Origin of the sequence: Streptosporangium carneum (assembly GCF_027922005.1) — a bacterium.
Classification (GTDB): domain Bacteria; phylum Actinomycetota; class Actinomycetes; order Streptosporangiales; family Streptosporangiaceae; genus Streptosporangium; species Streptosporangium carneum.
In genome coordinates this window covers 330,520-345,780 of the sequence record NZ_BSEV01000009.1, presented here as the reverse complement: position 1 = coordinate 345,780, position 15,261 = coordinate 330,520, and the positions used below count along the sequence as shown (strand labels likewise).

Below are 15,261 nucleotides of genomic sequence, written 5' to 3'. Positions count from 1 at the left end.
ATCCCGGCGTCGTCGCGGCGGCCCGCGCGTCAGCGGCTCCGGGGAACCTCAGGGCTCAGCGGGAGGACCGGTGACCCGCTCTCTTCCGCATCGGCGTCCACGGGGTCCTCCGCCGCCAGGGCGCGGCCCAGCGCCGCCCGCCGGAGCAGGAAGCCGAGGCCCGCCAGCGCCGCGACCAGGCCGAGGGCCAGATAGTAGACGGTCTCGGGAACGATCTGGCTCAGCCGCACGACACCGCTGCCGAGTCCTCCGCCGAGCGCGGCGAACAGCCAGTAGACGCCGGTGACCCGCCCGATGAACGGGCGAGGGAGCACCTCGGCCAGCGCCGAGACGCTCACCGCCGCGACCACGACCTCGCCGCAGGCGTGCGTCAGGTAGACCACGAGCAGCCAGAGCGGGGAGACCTTCGCGCCGTCGGCGGCGAGCGTGGCCGCGAGGGACATCAGCAGGAAGCCTCCGCCGACCAGCAGCAGCCCCGCGGCGAACTTGCCCGGGACGCGTCCGCCGATCCGGGGCAGCACCGAGGCGACCACCGGCGCCAGGACCAGGATGAACAGCGGGGTCGCCGCCTGGAGCCAGCCGGCCGGCACGACGAAGCCGAACACGTCGAGGTCGACGTGGTCGCGGGCGAAGAGGTTCAGCAGCGAGGCCGCGTGAGCGATGATCATCCAGAACAGCGTGCTGCCCAGCAGCACCGCGAGGAAGGCGCGGAGCCGCCGCCGGTCGGCCGTGCCGAGCTCCGGGTGCCGGTAGAGCGTCAGGTAACCGACGGGTGGCACGACGACGCTGAGCACTCCGGTCAGCGCGATGGCCGCGGTGGGGCTGAGCGCGCCCGCGAACGCCATGACGAGGAGCAGGCCGGCCACCGCCGCGCAGGCGATCGAGGTCCGGACGAGCAGGACCCGGCGCTCCCCCGGCGTGAGCGGCCTGGGAGGCCTGGCGCCGACGCCGTGGAACTGGGCCGCGGTCAGGGCCAGCAGCACCCCGGTGACGAGCACCGCCGCCGCCGCCACGGAGAACCCGAGGTGCCAGCTGACCCGCTCGCCGAGGAAGGCGGTCACCAGCGGCGCCAGCAGCGCGGACACCTGGACGCCGACGTACATCAGGGAGATGCCCGACTCGCGTCCCCTGCTGCCGCCGAACATCAGGTTGATCATCGCCTGGTGGTTCGGCTTGAACAGGCCGCCGCCGACCGCCAGCACGCACAGCCCCACGGCTGTCATCGCGGCGGACGGGACGGCCAGGAACAGGTAGCCGAGCCCGCTGAACACGCATCCGGTCAGGAGCGCCGGGCGCTGGCCGAGCAGCCTGTCACCGGCCCAGCCGCCCGCCAGCGCCAGCGTGAACATCAGGCCTATCCAGGCTCCGAACAGCGCCGCGGCGTCCGGCGTGGCCAGTCCGAGACCGCCCCTGGAGCGGGGGGCCGCGGCGTACAGCACCAGGATGGCCTGCATGCCGTAGAAGCCGAAGCGTTCGAGGGTGTCGGTGACGAAGAGCGTCACGTACCAGCGCGGCATCCTGCGGATCGACACCGCGCCGTCGTCACGGCCGGGAACTCTCATCTCGTCCATGCGCTCTCCCCTTTTCAGGACGGACCGTTGGCGAAAGCAGTACGTGCGGCGGCTCGAGGATCCCTGGCGTCCTGAGTCGTCCCCGGGTCATCTCTCGCCGTCCTGTCCGAACTGCCTCTCGAACTCCAGGAAGAGGCGACGGTCCGGATGGGGCAGGTCCTCGTGGAGGGTGATCCGGTCCGGGGGGAGCGGCTCGCGGGGCGTCTCCCCCGGCTCGCGGCCCGTCCGCCTCTCCGGGGGTCCGGCGGTCCGCTCCCGCAGGGCGGTCAGGACGTCGGGAGTCGGCCAGACGATCACTGCGAAGTACATCAGACCTGTTCCGAAGTGCCTTGAGCACTTCCTGAGGCAGCGTGCCGTCCACCGCAGCGCTCTCGCGCCGGTGAGATCTCGTCGCATTCGGGCCCTCCAGTCGTGCTTTCGGCATCGAGCCTCGCCGCGCCCCCTCTCCTGCCGGTCGAGAACCGCTGGACCCGGCGTGGACCCGGTGTGGACCCGGTGTCGCGCCGTCCTAGAGAGCGCGTCCGGGCAGGGCGGGACGGCGAAGCGAGGCGAAGAGGGAGCCGGGGAGACGGCCGAGGAGGCACCGGGAAGGCGTCAGGGAGGCGTCAGGGAGGCGTCAGGAAGGCAGGGTGACGGCGAGGCCGTTGAGGGCGAGCGCCGCCATCGCGAGCGCGGTGCGCAGCGTGTGCCAGCGCCGCCACAGCGGGCGCGGATCCTGCCACCCCGGCGGGATCGCGTCCGGATCGGTCCGGTGCACCCGCCTGTTGATCGGCACGTTCCGCAGGTGCGAGACCGCGGAGACCCCGGCCAGGCACACGGCCGCGCCGATGATCAGCGAGCGGGGCACGGCTCCCGGCGTCAGCACGGCGAGCACGACGTCCAGCAGCGTCGTGCCCAGCACGATGATCGGCATGGTGGGGTCCCAGTTCCTGCCGAGCAGGGTGTGCGTGTAGACGTAGCGGTCGGGCGGCATCGCGGCCAGGGCGGGGACCGTGCTGAGGGCGACCGCGAACAGCACCCCCGCCACCGTTCCGCTGCCGATCAGGACCAGCACGCTGAGCACGTACACGACGGTCACCTCCAGACCGCGTCGGCGATCAGGTCCGCCTGGCCGGGGTCGGGGACGCACGGGAAGAGGATCAGCTCGTCACAGCCCGCCGCCCGGTAGCCGTCGGCGAACTCACGCAGCCGCTCCGCGTCGGTGAGCACGCTCCGCACGGCCATCTCGGCCTTCCAGCCGAGGAAGGCGTAGTAGTCGAGCAGGTGGTGCTCGGCCCGCTCACGCGCGTCACGGCCGAGCGCCACGTAGGCGATCGCCACCAGGCGTGGCCGGTCGGGGCGGCCCGCGGCGCGCCAGGACTCGCGGAGGCGGTCCGCGAGCTCGGCGTACCCCTTGGCCGAGCTGCCTCCGGCGATCCAGCCGTCGGCCAGATCGGCGGCACGCCGCATGGCCGTGGCGGAGTGGCCGCCGACGAGCAGCGGCGGGCCCCCCTTCGCCCAGCGCGGCCCGGGGACCGGCCCGTCGCCGGTCCCCTCCCAGGAGCGCCGCAGCCCGTCGAGCAGCTCGTCGAGCCTGCGGCCCCGCCCGGCGTACGGCGTCCCGCACGCCTCGTAGTCGTCGGGGCGTCCGCCCGCCGCGACGCCGACCACCAGCCGCCCCTCGGAGAGCCGGTCGAGGCTGGCCAGTTGCTTGGCCAGCACCGCCCTGTCGCCTCGGTAGGCGGCGATCAGGATGGTCGTGGCCAGCCTGATCCGGCTCGTCGCGCCCGCCGCGCCCGCGAGTGCGATCAGGGACTCGTAGCCGTCGTACATCAGCCGGTCGAGCACTCCGAGCGAGGAGAATCCGAGTTCCTCGGCGCGCCGGGCCCACGAGAGGAGGTCCCGGCCCGCGATCCCGGAGATCATCGTCGGCAACCCGATGCCGATCTCCATGTCACCCTCCCACGTCTGTGGCCCGGCGGGACGTCCTGCCCGTCCGCGCCCACGGCTCGGCGGCCGCGGACCGGGTCCTCACGGATTCACCGGGTGCGTGTCCGCCGAGAGCTGGGAGACGCAGCGCATGATCGCGTCGCCGAAGTACCTCCCGAAGGCCTCGGGCGTCGAGGTGTCCCGCTGCACGGCGAGGTAGGGCGCGAGACGCTCCTCGATCAGGTGCACGCCGCGCTGCCCGGCCATGTGCGCGGCCACGGCGCGGAAGTCGCCCTCGTAGTGGATCACGCGGACCATCACGTCGTCCTTGATGAAGACGGCCGTACCGAGCAGGCGGCCCGCCCGCTCGCCGTCCGCGTCGCGCATGACGGGGGTGTCCACCCGTTGGAATCCGGCGAAGATCTCCGCGATCTCGTCCTCGTGTCCTGGTCTGACCCGGTAGGTGATGGCAGCGAATGGCATCAGATGCCTCCGTCCACGTTGAGGGTGACTCCGGTGATGTACCGCGACGTGTCACCGGCGAGGAAGAGCACGGCCGCGGCCACGTCCTCTCCCGCGCCGAGGCGGCCGAGCGCGGTCACGGTGCGGATGAGGTCGGCGACCGGGGGCGGCGGCCCGCCGCCCGGCTCGGTCACGATCACGCCGGGCGCCACCGTGTTGACCCGGATGCCGCGGCCGCCCAGCTCCCTCGCCAGCGAGCGGGTCAGTCCGGTGAGCGCCGTCTTCGACGCGCCGTAGTGCGCGCTCTCCGGCCGTCCGCGCATGCCGGCGGAGGCTCCGACGTTGATGATCGAGCCGTTGTCCGCCAGGAGGGCGAGCGCGGCCTGGGTCACCAGGAAGCAGCTGGTCAGGTTCGTCTCGACGACCCTGCGCCACTCCTGCTCGGTGAGCTCTCCGAACGGCGACCTGGCGTCGACGCCGACGTTGTTGACGACCACGTCGAGCCCGCCGAGCGCCTCCCGGCAGGCGTCGGCGAGCGCGGCGACGCCCGCGGCGTCCGTGACGTCGGCCTGGACGACGCGGTGGCCGTCGCCCAGGCCCTTCAGCTCGCGGGCGAGACTGTCCGCCGCGTCGCCGGGGCCGCGGTTGCAGGTCACGACGCGCGCCCCGGCCCGGGCGAACGCCAGCACGGTCTCCCGGCCTATTCCGTGGGTGCCCCCGGTGACGAGGACACGTTTGCCGGCCAGTCCAAGATCCACGATTAACCTCCGTCAGGCAGGTACCTGACGAAGATGGGCCGGTTCGCTCGTGCCGGGCTGGAGTCCCGCTCGGCGTCCTCTCGGGCGTCCGGCGGGCGGGAGCGCCGCCCGCCGCCGGACGAAGGCGGTCCGGCCGTCAGCCGGCCGCCCCCGCGCCGCTCATCGCGTACACCACGCGCATCGTCGTCATCGACCCTCCCGAGCGGAACGGATGCAGCTTCGTCCGGTGTGCCAGGTGCCCCTCGCTGTGCTCGAACTCCCGGAAACGCGGCTCGTCCACCCAGTCGCTCACGATGTAGTACACCCCCTCCTCCTCCTGGCTTCTGGCCAGCCACTGGCCCAGGTTCGCCGGGTGGTCGGTGACCGCCTTGCCCACCTCGTACCACGTGCGCTCGAACTCCTCCTCCATCCCCGTGTGGATCTGCATCCGCAGGAAGACCCGGAAGACCGCGTCGGAACCGGACACGTCCATCCCTCCTCACTCGACCTGACGTGACGGGACACCGCGGCCCCGCCGTCGGCGGCGGTGTCCCACCGGGGAGCACACCAGACCCCTCTGGTCGATCGCTGGCGACTCGCTCGCCCCGGTCCCGCGCCGCCCCCACCGCCCTCGAGCCCGCCTCGAGCCGTCCCCCCGGCGCCGGTGAGACCCTTCACGCACGCGCCGCCGCCCCTCGGGCGACCGTGGCGGGCGCGGGCCCCTGACAGACGCACCGGCCGGAGGTTTCTTCGATGACGACCACGGGGAAAGCCCGCAGAACGCGGCGCCCGTTCCCGCCCGCCCCGCTTCCCTGCCCGCCCGTCGCCGGAGGCGGGCGCCATGGGTGACGCGAGGGTCGCGCTCGTCAGCGGCGGATCGCGCGGCATCGGCCGCGCGGTCGTGCTGAGGCTGGCACAGGACGGTTTCCACGTCAGCTTCTGCTACCGCAGCGCCGAGGAGCCCGCCGCGCGGGTCGCGAAGGAGGTCAGGGAGCTCGGCGGCCTCGCGCTGCCGGTGCGGGCCGACGTCTCCAGCGGCGAGGACATGCGCGCCTGGGTCGCCCGCGCCGAGGAGGAGCTGGGGCCCGTCGACGCGGTCGTGACGTCGGCGGGCGTCACCAGGGACGGACCTCTCGTGCTCGCGGGCGAGGCCGACTGGGAGGAGGTGATGAGCACCAACGTAGGGGGCGTCTACCACCTGTGCCGCGCCGCGGTGTTCGGCATGATGAAGCGCCGCTCGGGCTGCGTCGTCACGATCTCCTCGGTGGCCGGCGTCTACGGCAACGCGACGCAGACCAACTACTCGGCGTCCAAGGCCGCCGTCATCGGCTTCACCCGGGCGCTGGCGAAGGAGGTCGGCGGCCGGGGGGTGCGCGCCAACGTGGTCGCGCCCGGCCTCGTCGACACCGACATGACCGACGCCCTCGGCGAGAAGGCCAGGCGCAGGCTGCTGGAGGCGACGGCCCTGGGCCGGTTCGGACGACCTGAGGAGGTCGCCGAGCTCGTCGCCTTCCTGGTCTCGGACCGCGCCGGGTACATCACCGGCAGCGTCGTCGAGATCCACGGCGGGATCGTGATCTGAGGGCGCGGCCCGGCGGCCCGGTCGCCCGGCCGCGTCACCCGGCCGCGTCATCGGGCGGCGTCACCGGGCGGCGTCATCGGGCGGCGTCACCGGGCGGCGTCACCCGACCGGGGAGCGCGGCTCCGCGACGACGGCGGCGTCCCTGTCGCCGTCGCCCGCGAGGACGACCTCGGCGAACCGGGCGGCGACGCCCGCGGTGACCGGCAGTTCCAGACCGCGGGCGGCGGCCTCGCCGACCGCGAGGCGAAGGTCCTTCTCCATCAGGGCGCTGCGGAACGCCGCGGGCTCGTAGCGGCGGGTCCGCATCAGCTCCGCCCTGAACGCCAGCGTCGGCGAGCTGAGCCCGCTCCCGGCGACGGCCGTCAGGAGGAGGTCCCGGTCGAGCCCGGCGCTGTCGGCGAGCAGCAGCGCCTCGGCCAGCGCGGCGATCTGGTTGCCGAGGATCAGGTTGAAGGCCAGCTTCATGGCGCACGCGGAGCCCGCCGGACCGACGTGCGTCACCTCCTGGGCGAGCGCCTCCAGCACGTCACGGGCCTCGTCGGCGTCCTCGGCCCGGCCTGCCGTGAAGACGCGCAGCCTGCCCGCGTGAGCCATGGCGGGGTTGCCGAGCACGCACGCCTCGAGGCGGCGGACGCCGATCCCGGCCAGCCGTTCGGCCGCGTCCGCCGAGTACGCGGGCGAGACGGTCGAGGTGTCCACCACGAGAGCGCCGGGACGCAGCCGTCCGGACAGCTCGCCGAAGAGGACCCGCTCGACGGCTGTCTGGTCGCTGAGGCTGAGGACGACGATCCGGGCCGCCCCCGCCGCCTCCGCGCTCGAGGCGGCGACCCGTGCTCCCGCCCCGGCGAGCGGCACGGCCTTGGCCGCCGTGCGGTTGTGCACCACCAGGGGGAATCCCGCCTCGCGCAGGCGGAGCGCCATGCCGGCGCCCATGCCGCCGAGCCCGATGAACGCCAGCTCGTTGTCGCTGCTCACCACGGTCACCTTTCGACGATGACGGTCCGTCGGCGCTGATGTGCCTGCCGTCACCCTGTGGTTCCGGGCTCGAGCCGCGCTCGCGACCCGGTGTGGGCGCGTTGGCGGAGCAGGTCTGTCCCGTCCGGGTTCCGCGCTCCCCCGGGTCCCGGTTCCGGGACCGTTTCGAGCCGGATTCGACTGGGACCGGACACGACGGGGTCAGCATGACCGCATCGAACGAGAGGAGTCCCGGAGTGCACCGGACATTGATCGTCGCCAGGATGGAAGCGTCCGAGGCGGACAACGTGGCGCGGATATTCGCGGACTCGGACGCCAGCGATCTGCCGCGGATGATCGGAGTGTCGCGGCGCACGCTCTTCCGCTTCCACGACCTCTACTTCCACCTGGTGGAGGCGGACGAGGACATCACGCCGAATCTCTACAGGGCGCGCAGTCACCCGCTCTACGACGAGATCAACAAGCGGTTGTCCGAACACATCAGGCCGTACGACCCGAACTGGCGCGAGCCGAAGGACGCGATGGCCAGCCCCTTCTACGTCTGGGAGGCGAACGGTGAGTGAGCCCGTCAAGGAGCTGCGGGCGCCGGCGAAGGTCGCCGCGCGCGACGTGGCGCCGAACCGGCGTCGCGGGGGCGACATCCGGGTGGTCCTCAGCCCCAGGACCGTCGCCTCGACCTCCGGGTTCATGGGCACGCTGACGCTCGCGCCCGGCGAGTACGTGGCCGAGCACTACCACCCCTACTCGGAGGAGTTCCTCTACGTGGTGCGCGGCCGGGTCACCGCCCGGCTCGGCGGCGCGCAGGTGATCGAGCTGGCGGCGGGCGAGGGCCTGATGGTCCCGACGGGGGTGCCGCACCGGGTCTGGAACCCGGGTGAGGAGGAGGCGCACGCGGTCTTCCACCTCAGCCCGCTGGCCCCGCGGCCCGAACTCGGCCACGTCGACACCGAGCCGCTGCCGGCCGCCGGGGCCGCCGAGCCCCTGCCCGATGTGGGAGGGCCGCGCTGATGGCCGGTGAGAGGCGCGTCGTCATCACCGGGATCGGTGTGACGGCTCCCGGCGGCATCGGGACGAAGGCCTTCTGGGAGCTGCTCACCGCGGGCCGTACCGCCACCCGCACCATCACGCTGTTCGACGCGTCCGGGTTCCGCTCCCGCGTCGCGGCCGAGTGCGACTTCGACCCCGCGGCCGAGGGCCTGAGCCCGCAGGAGATCCGCAGGATGGACCGGGCCGCGCAGTTCGGCGTCGTGTGCGCCAGGGAGGCCCTGGCCGGCAGCGGCCTGGAGGAGGGCGACGTCGCGCCCGAGCGGATCGGCGTCAGCATCGGCAGCGCCGTCGGCTGCACGACGGGCCTGGAGGAGGAGTACGTCGTGCTGAGCGACGGCGGCAGACGCTGGCTCGTCGATCCCGCCTACGCGGCGCGCCACCTCTACGGGTACATGGTGCCGAGCACGATGGCGTGCGAGGTGGCGTGGGCGGCGGGCGCGGAGGGGCCGGTCTCGTTGATCTCCACCGGGTGCACGGCCGGGCTGGACGCGGTCGGCAACGGCTGCCAGCTGATCTGGACGGGCCGCGCCGACGTCGTGATCGCCGGCGCCACCGACGCGCCGCTCTCGCCGATCACCGCGGCGTGCTTCGACGCGATCAAGGCGACGTCGCCGAACAACGACGACCCGGCCCACGCCTCCAGGCCGTTCGACGCCCACCGGGACGGGTTCGTGCTCGGTGAGGGCGCCGCCGTCTTCGTGCTGGAGGAGCGGGAGGCGGCGCGCAGGCGCGGGGCGCATGTCTACGCCGAGATCGCCGGCTTCGCCAACCGCAGCAACGCCTACCACATGACCGGTCTCAAACCCGACGGGCGCGAGATGGCGGAGGCGATCCGCCAGGCCATGTGGTGGGGACGCCTGGACCCGGCGGACATCGACTACGTCAACGCGCACGGTTCCGGCACCAGGCAGAACGACAGGCACGAGACGGCCGCCTTCAAGCGGGCGCTGGGCCGGCGCGCCTACGAGGTCCCGGTCAGCTCCATCAAGTCGATGGTCGGGCACTCGCTCGGGGCGATCGGGTCGATCGAGGTCGCCGCCTGCGCGCTGGCCATCGAGCACCAGGTGGTGCCGCCGACGGCGAACCTGCACAACCGCGACCCCGAGTGCGATCTCGACTACGTGCCGCTGACCGCGCGCGAGCATCCGATCGACTCGGTGCTGAGCGTCGGCAGCGGGTTCGGCGGCTTCCAGACCGCGATGGTCATCAGGCGGGACCGGGCGGCATGACCAGGCGGGCCGTCATCACCGGGATCGGCGTCGCCGCGCCGAACGGGCTCGGCGCCGAGGCGTACTGGGCCGCCACGCTCGAAGGCCGCAGCGGCATCGGGCCGATCACCCGTTTCGACCCCGCGGGCTACCCGTTCAGGGTCGCGGGGGAGATCGGCGACTTCGCCGCCGCCCAGCACGTGCCCAGCCGTCTCATCCCGCAGACGGACAACTGGACCCATCTCGGGCTGACCTCGGCCGCCCTGGCCCTGGAAGACGCGGGCGCCGATCCGGCCGCGTTCCCCGAGTACGAGATGGCGGTGGTGACCGCCAGCTCCTCGGGGGGGACCGAGTTCGGTCAGCGGGAGATCGAACGGCTGTGGTCGAAGGGCCCCTCCTGGGTCGGCGCCTACCAGTCGATCGCCTGGTTCTACGCGGCCACCACCGGACAGATCTCCATCCGGCACGGCATGCGCGGCCCGTGCGGGGTCGTCTGCGCCGAGCAGGCGGGGGCCCTCGACGCGGTGGGGCAGGCACGCCAGCTGATCCGCAGCGGCACGGCGCTGGTGGTCACCGGCGGCACGGACGCGTCGCTGTGCCCGTACGGCCTGACCGCGCAGCACAGCAACGGCAGGCTCAGCGAGAGCGACGACCCCGAGCGGGCCTACCTGCCCTTCGGCGTGGGCGCGGCGGGCTACGTGCCGGGTGAGGGCGGCGCGATGCTGGTCACGGAGGACGCCGACGACGCGCGTGCCCGGTCGGCGCCGGTCGTCTACGGGGAGATCGCCGGTTACGCCGCGACCTTCGACCCGCGCCCCGGCTCGGGGCGGGAGCCGGGCCTGCGCAGGGCCATGGAGCTGGCGCTGGCCGACGCGGGCATGTCCGCGGGCGAGGTCGACGTGGTCTTCGCCGACGCGGCCGGGGTGCCGGAACTCGATCTTTCCGAGGCCGCCGCGATCAACGCGCTCTTCGGCTCCCGAGGGGTTCCGGTCACCGCGCCGAAGACGATGACCGGACGGCTCTACGCGGGCGGCGCGGCACTCGACCTGGCCTGCGCCCTGCTGTGCATGCGCGACGGCGTCATCCCGCCGACGACCGGTGTCACCGAGCTGGCTCCGGGTTGCGACCTCGACCTGGTCCGCGGCGCGGCGCGCGAGGCGCGGGTCCGCGCCGCCATGGTCGCCGCCCGCGGCTACGGCGGGTTCAACGCGGCAGTCATCGTGACGAAGACCGACCAACGGAGGAGCAGATGGCACAGATCACCTCGTTCACCGTCGACGACCTGAAGGAGACGATGCGCACGTGCGCGGGAGTCAACGAGGCCGTGAACTTCGACGACGACATCGCCGACGTCACGTTCGAGGACCTCGGGTACGACTCGCTCGCCGTGCTCGAGATGGCGGCGAAACTCCAGAACCACCTGGGGGTGGTGATCCCCGACGACGCGGCGGAGCAGCTTCCCACGCCGCGGGCGCTCGCCGAGTACGTGAACGTCAGGCTGGCGGGCTGAAGAAGCGACGGACCGGGCCGGACGCCGGCGACGGTCACGAGGCCGAGCAAGGGAGAACGCCATGGCAGGGCACACCGACAACGCGATCGTCATCAAGGCTCCCATGGAGCTGGTCTGGGACATGACCAACGACGTCGCGTCGTGGCCGCAGCTGTTCAGCGAGTACGCCGCCGCGGAGATCCTCGACCGCGGCGACGACACGGTCACCTTCCGCCTCACCATGCACCCCGACGAGGAGGGCAGGGTGTGGAGCTGGGTCTCCCAGCGGACCGCCGACCCGGTGAAGCGCGAGGTGCGCGCCCACCGGATCGAGACGGGGCCGTTCGAGTACATGAACATCCACTGGGAGTACCGCCAGGTCGAGGACGGCGTCCGGATGCGCTGGGTGCAGGACTTCCACATGAAGCCGCAGGCGCCGGCCGACGACGACGGGATGACCGCCTATCTCAACCACAACACGGCGATCCAGATGAACCGCATCAAGCTGCTGGTCGAGGAGGCCGCGGCGGCCACGGCGGGCCAGGGCCTGCGGGCAGTGGAATGATCAAGGCGCTCATCCCGCTGACGCTGTTCGTGAACGGCATCGCGGCGGGCGTCATGCTCGGCAACGCGATAGGGCTGGCGGCGCACGCGCTCAGGCTGCCGTACGCCGGGTACGTCGATCTGATCAAGTTCCTGTGGCCGCGCTACGACCCGTTCCTGCCCATCACGAACGTGCTGGCCTTCGTGCTGGACGTCGTCATCGCGGTGCTGGTCCGCGACGGGCGGGACGGGGTCGTCGCGGCCGCTCTGTTCGGGGCGTCCGCCGCGCTGCTCGCCGTCCTCATGGCGATCTCGCTGTTCAAGAACGTCCCGATCAACAAGTACGTGACCGCGCTCGACCCGGGCGCTCCTCCGCAGGACTGGGCCGAGCGCGATCCGCGCGCCAGCTGGCGGAACTGGAACCAGGTGCGTGTGGTGCTCTCGCTGGCCGCGCTGGTCACCAGCCTGGCGGGCGCGGCGGTCCTCCTCTGACCTCCTCCCGCGGCCTCACACGGCCGTCGCGGGAAACGTGACAGAAACGGCAGGCAACGATGGAACTCAGGCTGACAGGCAGAAAAGTGCTCGTGACCGGGGGATCGCGCGGCATCGGGCGGGGAATCGTCCTCGGCCTCGCCCGCGCGGGCGCGGACGTGGCGACGTGCTACCGCACGGAGGGCGAGGCCGTCACGAGCCTCGCCCGCGAGCTCAAGGAGACCGTCGGCGACCACCACCTCGTCAAGGCGGACGTGAGCGATCCGGCCGAGGTCGACGCGCTCGTCGAGGTGTGCCGCGTCTCGTTCGGCTCCCTGGACGTCGTGGTGCACAACGCGGGCGTCATCAGCCACGTGCCGTTCGCCGAGCTCCCGGTCGAGGAGTGGCGGCGCGTGGTGGACACCAACCTGGGCGGGCCGTACCTCGTGACGCAGCGGACGCTGCCCCTGCTGTCGGCCGGGGGCTCCGTCGTCTTCGTCGGCTCCAGGGTGGCCACCGTCGGGATCCCGCTGCGCGCCCACTACACCGCCGCGAAGGCGGGCCTGGTCGGGCTCACCCGGTCGCTGGCCAAGGAGCTTGGCCCGAAGGGGCTGCGCGTGAACGTGGTGGCGCCCGGGCCGATCGAGACGGAGGAGCCGACCCCGGCCGAGGTGCGGGAGCGATACCGGAAGATGATCCCGCTCGGCAGGCTCGGCACCCCGGACGACGTGGCCGGGGTCGTCGCGTTCCTGGCCAGCGACCTGTCGCGGTTCGTGAACGGCGAAACGATCAACGTCGACGGGGGGATCTGATGCGCGAGGAGAACGTCCAGGTGCTGATCGTCGGCGCCGGGCCCGTCGGACTGTCGACCGCGGTCTTCCTCGGCAGGCACGGCGTCAGGACCCTGGTCGTCGAGAAGCGGTCCGACACCTCCCTGCTGCCGAGGGCGCCCGGCCTGCAGGCGCGGACCATGGAGCTGTTCCGGGCGGCCGGGCTCGGCGCCGAGGTCAGGGCGCTGGAGATCGGCGACTCCCATCCGTTCTTCGAGGGCGGCATCCTGCGGGTCAACACCTTCTCCGAGATCGCGGACGCGGAGGTCCTCGAGGCCCCCTCGCTGGACGGCCCGGACATCAGCCCCGAGCGGGTCATGGGGTGCGGCCAGGACCGTTACGAGGTGGTGCTCGCGGAGAAGGCGGAGGAGTTCGGCGGCGAGGTCCGCTTCTCCACCAGGCTGCGTTCGATCGAGCAGGACGAGAACGGGGTGCTGGCCCAGGTCGAGGACGTGCGGACCGGCGAGGTCAGCGCGGTCCGCGCCGACTACCTGGTCGGGGCGGACGGCGCGGGCAGTTCGGTGCGCCAGGCGCTGGGCGTCTCCCGTTCCGGGCGCGGCACCGTGTTCAACGCGCTCAGCATCTACTTCCGCGCGCCCGAACTCGAGGAGATCCTGGCCGACCGGCCGTTCATCCTGTGCTACGCCACCGCGGGCGGGACGATGACCGGCCTCTCTCGCCTGCACGGGCGGGATCCGTGGCTGGCGGCCCCGGTGTACCGCCCGGATCTGGGCGAGTCCCCCGCCGACTTCACCGACGACCGCTGCGTCGAGATCGTCAGGACGGCCTCGGGGCGGCCGGACATGCGCGTCGAGATCGTGGCCAAGGTCCCCTGGGAGGGCTCCCAGCTGGTCGCGGAGCGTTTCAGGGTCGGCCGGGTGTTCCTGGCGGGGGACGCCGCCCACGTGCATCCGCCCGCAGGCGGCTTCGGCGCGAACACCGGCATCCACGACGCGCACAACCTGGCCTGGAAGCTCGCCGCCGCGCTGCACGGCTGGGCGGGCTCCGAGCTGCTCGACACCTACCACGACGAGCGTCACGCGGTGGGCTCGGCCATGGCCGAGCAGGCGATGGTGCGCAACCGCATCCGGCACGGGCACGCGGACGACGAGGTCCGCGCCCAGATGGTCGACGACATCATCATCACGCTCGGCTACCGGTACTCCTCCCGGGCGGTGGTGACGGAGAGGCCGCGGCCGGTGCTCACGGCCCCGCTCGAGCTCGTCGGGGAGCCCGGCACGCGCGCGCCGCACGTCTGGCTGGAGCGTGACGGTGGGCGGCTGTCCACGGTCGACCTGTTCTGGGACTCCTTCGTGCTGCTCAGCGGGCCCGAGGGAACGGCGTGGCACGAGGCGGCGACCCGGCTGGCGGAGCGTGCCGCGGTGCCGCTGCGCGCCGTGCGGCTCGCCCCCGGCGGGGACTACGCCGTGGCGGACGGCGACTGGGGCGCGGCGTTCGGCGTCTCTCCGTACGGCGCGGTCCTGGTCAGGCCGGACGCGTTCGTGGCGTGGCGGAGCGCCGACGCCCTGCCGGAGCCGCTGAAGGTGCTCGAGGACGTGCTCGGCCAGGTGGCCGGCGTCGCCGACGTGACCGCCGCGGCGCGTTGACCGTGGTGGCCGTGGCCGGGGAGCGGGGGACGATGCGTGAGGAGTTGTCGGCGGCCGCCGATCCCGTGCTGGCCAGGATCAGGGAGCACCCCTTCTGGGACGGGCTGCGGAACGGGACGCTGCCGCCGGTCTCGTTGCGGTACTTCGCCGAGCACGACGTCCGGCACGTCGTGCCCGCCTACGCCCGCGCGATGGCGCGCTGCGCCGCGCTCGCCGACCACGACGCGCACGGCGCGCTCCTGTGCTCGGCGGCCAGTGCCACCTTCGGCTCGCTGCCCAGGCTGGACAGCGAGCTGGCCGGGCTCGCGGAGACGATCGGCGGGACACCGGGCGGCGGGGAGACCGGTGGCGGGACACCGGGCGTCGCGGGCACGGGCGGCACGGGCACGGGCGGCGGACCGCCGGGCCCGGCGGTCCACGCGTACGTCTCCTTCATGTCCGCCGCCTCCTGCGACTCCTTCGTCTCGGGGCTCGGCGGGCTGCTGCCCATGACCTGGTTCCACCTCGAGGTCTCCGGTGACCTGAGAAGACGGCACGACCCCGGATCCCGCTACTCGGGCTGGATCGAGCAGTACTGCCCGTGGGACGGCTATCCGGACTATGTCGAGGCGTACCTGAACGTGGTCGACGAGGTGGGCGGGCGGTGCTCGGCCGACGAGCGGAACCGGCTCGTCCGGCACTTTCTGCTGGCCGCCCGCCACGAGTGGGCGTTCGCCGAGGCGGCGTGGCAATGCCAGGAATGGATGGTTTGGTGAACGGCTTCTCAGCGTGAAGAACGACTTCACAGCGGTTTCTCCAGCGCGGCTCGAGCTCTTCCTATAACACTCGACA

General features: G+C 72.8%; 19 protein-coding genes. 11 read left to right on the top strand and 8 right to left on the bottom strand.

Annotated elements, in window-relative coordinates; all coding sequences use genetic code 11:
• Positions 1 to 29: 29 nt before the first annotated feature.
• The 7 genes from PKF00_RS21815 to PKF00_RS21785 form a co-directional block, all read right to left on the bottom strand.
• The gene (locus PKF00_RS21815) at positions 30 to 1,571 is read right to left on the bottom strand and encodes a peptide MFS transporter (protein WP_271219438.1); all 1,542 of its coding nucleotides are present in this window, start codon (positions 1,569 to 1,571) and stop codon (positions 30 to 32) included.
• Between the two features lie 87 nt (positions 1,572 to 1,658).
• Complete coding sequence (locus PKF00_RS21810; protein WP_271219437.1) at positions 1,659 to 1,880, bottom strand: hypothetical protein; 222 nt, start codon at positions 1,878 to 1,880, stop codon at positions 1,659 to 1,661.
• A 307-nt stretch (positions 1,881 to 2,187) separates the two neighbouring features.
• Entirely contained in the window at positions 2,188 to 2,649 is a 462-nt protein-coding gene (locus PKF00_RS21805) for an anthrone oxygenase family protein (RefSeq protein ID WP_271219436.1), read from the bottom strand.
• On the bottom strand, positions 2,646 to 3,503 hold the full coding sequence (locus PKF00_RS21800; protein WP_271219435.1) for an LLM class flavin-dependent oxidoreductase: 858 nt from the start codon (positions 3,501 to 3,503) through the stop codon (positions 2,646 to 2,648). Before PKF00_RS21800 ends, PKF00_RS21805 begins: the two co-directional genes overlap by 4 nt.
• A gap of 78 nt (positions 3,504 to 3,581) precedes the next feature.
• The gene (locus tag PKF00_RS21795; RefSeq protein ID WP_271219434.1) at positions 3,582 to 3,962 is read right to left on the bottom strand and encodes a SchA/CurD-like domain-containing protein; all 381 of its coding nucleotides are present in this window, start codon (positions 3,960 to 3,962) and stop codon (positions 3,582 to 3,584) included.
• Complete coding sequence (locus tag PKF00_RS21790; RefSeq protein ID WP_271219433.1) at positions 3,962 to 4,699, bottom strand: SDR family NAD(P)-dependent oxidoreductase; 738 nt, start codon at positions 4,697 to 4,699, stop codon at positions 3,962 to 3,964. Before PKF00_RS21790 ends, PKF00_RS21795 begins: the two co-directional genes overlap by 1 nt.
• Before the next feature lie 136 nt (positions 4,700 to 4,835).
• Positions 4,836 to 5,165: an antibiotic biosynthesis monooxygenase family protein gene (locus PKF00_RS21785; RefSeq protein WP_271219432.1), complete on the bottom strand. Its 330-nt coding sequence runs from the start codon at positions 5,163 to 5,165 to the stop codon at positions 4,836 to 4,838.
• Positions 5,166 to 5,519: 354 nt separating this feature from the next.
• Here PKF00_RS21785 and fabG point away from each other — a divergent pair, with 354 nt between their 5' ends.
• Positions 5,520 to 6,260, top strand: coding sequence for a 3-oxoacyl-ACP reductase FabG (fabG, locus tag PKF00_RS21780; protein ID WP_271219431.1), 741 nt, complete (start codon positions 5,520 to 5,522; stop codon positions 6,258 to 6,260).
• A 99-nt stretch (positions 6,261 to 6,359) separates the two neighbouring features.
• Here fabG and PKF00_RS21775 read toward each other — a convergent pair whose 3' ends face one another.
• The gene (locus tag PKF00_RS21775) at positions 6,360 to 7,235 is read right to left on the bottom strand and encodes an NAD(P)-dependent oxidoreductase (RefSeq protein WP_271219430.1); all 876 of its coding nucleotides are present in this window, start codon (positions 7,233 to 7,235) and stop codon (positions 6,360 to 6,362) included.
• A gap of 236 nt (positions 7,236 to 7,471) precedes the next feature.
• On the opposite strand from PKF00_RS21775, the gene PKF00_RS21770 reads away from it, so the two are divergent.
• The 10 genes from PKF00_RS21770 (at position 7,472) to PKF00_RS21725 (ending at position 15,185) form a co-directional block, all read left to right on the top strand.
• The gene (locus tag PKF00_RS21770) at positions 7,472 to 7,798 is read left to right on the top strand and encodes a TcmI family type II polyketide cyclase (RefSeq protein WP_271219429.1); all 327 of its coding nucleotides are present in this window, start codon (positions 7,472 to 7,474) and stop codon (positions 7,796 to 7,798) included.
• Positions 7,791 to 8,243 (top strand): cupin domain-containing protein, encoded by a 453-nt coding sequence (locus tag PKF00_RS21765; RefSeq protein ID WP_271219428.1) that lies wholly within the window; start codon positions 7,791 to 7,793, stop codon positions 8,241 to 8,243. Before PKF00_RS21770 ends, PKF00_RS21765 begins: the two co-directional genes overlap by 8 nt.
• A complete protein-coding gene (locus PKF00_RS21760; protein WP_271219427.1) occupies positions 8,243 to 9,511 on the top strand; it encodes a beta-ketoacyl-[acyl-carrier-protein] synthase family protein in 1,269 nt (422 codons plus the stop codon). Before PKF00_RS21765 ends, PKF00_RS21760 begins: the two co-directional genes overlap by 1 nt.
• A complete protein-coding gene (locus PKF00_RS21755) occupies positions 9,508 to 10,776 on the top strand; it encodes a ketosynthase chain-length factor (protein ID WP_271219426.1) in 1,269 nt (422 codons plus the stop codon). The genes PKF00_RS21760 and PKF00_RS21755 overlap by 4 nt, the downstream gene beginning before the upstream one ends.
• Entirely contained in the window at positions 10,740 to 11,000 is a 261-nt protein-coding gene (locus tag PKF00_RS21750) for an acyl carrier protein (RefSeq protein WP_271219425.1), read from the top strand. The genes PKF00_RS21755 and PKF00_RS21750 overlap by 37 nt, the downstream gene beginning before the upstream one ends.
• A 61-nt stretch (positions 11,001 to 11,061) precedes the next feature.
• On the top strand, positions 11,062 to 11,544 hold the full coding sequence (locus PKF00_RS21745) for an SRPBCC family protein (RefSeq protein WP_271219424.1): 483 nt from the start codon (positions 11,062 to 11,064) through the stop codon (positions 11,542 to 11,544).
• On the top strand, positions 11,541 to 12,014 hold the full coding sequence (locus PKF00_RS21740) for an anthrone oxygenase family protein (protein WP_271219423.1): 474 nt from the start codon (positions 11,541 to 11,543) through the stop codon (positions 12,012 to 12,014). The genes PKF00_RS21745 and PKF00_RS21740 overlap by 4 nt, the downstream gene beginning before the upstream one ends.
• Positions 12,015 to 12,073: 59 nt before the next feature.
• A complete protein-coding gene (locus PKF00_RS21735) occupies positions 12,074 to 12,805 on the top strand; it encodes an SDR family NAD(P)-dependent oxidoreductase (protein WP_271219422.1) in 732 nt (243 codons plus the stop codon).
• Positions 12,805 to 14,430, top strand: coding sequence for an FAD-dependent monooxygenase (locus tag PKF00_RS21730; protein ID WP_271219421.1), 1,626 nt, complete (start codon positions 12,805 to 12,807; stop codon positions 14,428 to 14,430). Before PKF00_RS21735 ends, PKF00_RS21730 begins: the two co-directional genes overlap by 1 nt.
• 32 nt (positions 14,431 to 14,462) lie before the next feature.
• The gene (locus tag PKF00_RS21725) at positions 14,463 to 15,185 is read left to right on the top strand and encodes a TenA family protein (RefSeq protein ID WP_271219420.1); all 723 of its coding nucleotides are present in this window, start codon (positions 14,463 to 14,465) and stop codon (positions 15,183 to 15,185) included.
• Positions 15,186 to 15,261: the final 76 nt, after the last annotated feature.

Excerpts from the sequence above, each read along its gene's own strand:
- PKF00_RS21750 (WP_271219425.1), top strand. The coding sequence starts at position 10,740 with ATGGCACAGATCACCTCGTTCACCGTCGACGACCTGAAGGAGACGATG.
- PKF00_RS21725 (WP_271219420.1), top strand. The coding sequence starts at position 14,463 with ATGCGTGAGGAGTTGTCGGCGGCCGCCGATCCCGTGCTGGCCAGGATC.
- PKF00_RS21810 (WP_271219437.1), bottom strand. The coding sequence starts at position 1,880 with ATGTACTTCGCAGTGATCGTCTGGCCGACTCCCGACGTCCTGACCGCC.
- PKF00_RS21745 (WP_271219424.1), top strand. The coding sequence starts at position 11,062 with ATGGCAGGGCACACCGACAACGCGATCGTCATCAAGGCTCCCATGGAG.
- PKF00_RS21735 (WP_271219422.1), top strand. The coding sequence starts at position 12,074 with ATGGAACTCAGGCTGACAGGCAGAAAAGTGCTCGTGACCGGGGGATCG.
- fabG (WP_271219431.1), top strand. The coding sequence starts at position 5,520 with ATGGGTGACGCGAGGGTCGCGCTCGTCAGCGGCGGATCGCGCGGCATC.
- PKF00_RS21760 (WP_271219427.1), top strand. The coding sequence starts at position 8,243 with ATGGCCGGTGAGAGGCGCGTCGTCATCACCGGGATCGGTGTGACGGCT.
- PKF00_RS21740 (WP_271219423.1), top strand. The coding sequence starts at position 11,541 with ATGATCAAGGCGCTCATCCCGCTGACGCTGTTCGTGAACGGCATCGCG.
- PKF00_RS21815 (WP_271219438.1), bottom strand. The coding sequence starts at position 1,571 with ATGGACGAGATGAGAGTTCCCGGCCGTGACGACGGCGCGGTGTCGATC.
- PKF00_RS21795 (WP_271219434.1), bottom strand. The coding sequence starts at position 3,962 with ATGCCATTCGCTGCCATCACCTACCGGGTCAGACCAGGACACGAGGAC.
- PKF00_RS21755 (WP_271219426.1), top strand. The coding sequence starts at position 9,508 with ATGACCAGGCGGGCCGTCATCACCGGGATCGGCGTCGCCGCGCCGAAC.
- PKF00_RS21730 (WP_271219421.1), top strand. The coding sequence starts at position 12,805 with ATGCGCGAGGAGAACGTCCAGGTGCTGATCGTCGGCGCCGGGCCCGTC.
- PKF00_RS21800 (WP_271219435.1), bottom strand. The coding sequence starts at position 3,503 with ATGGAGATCGGCATCGGGTTGCCGACGATGATCTCCGGGATCGCGGGC.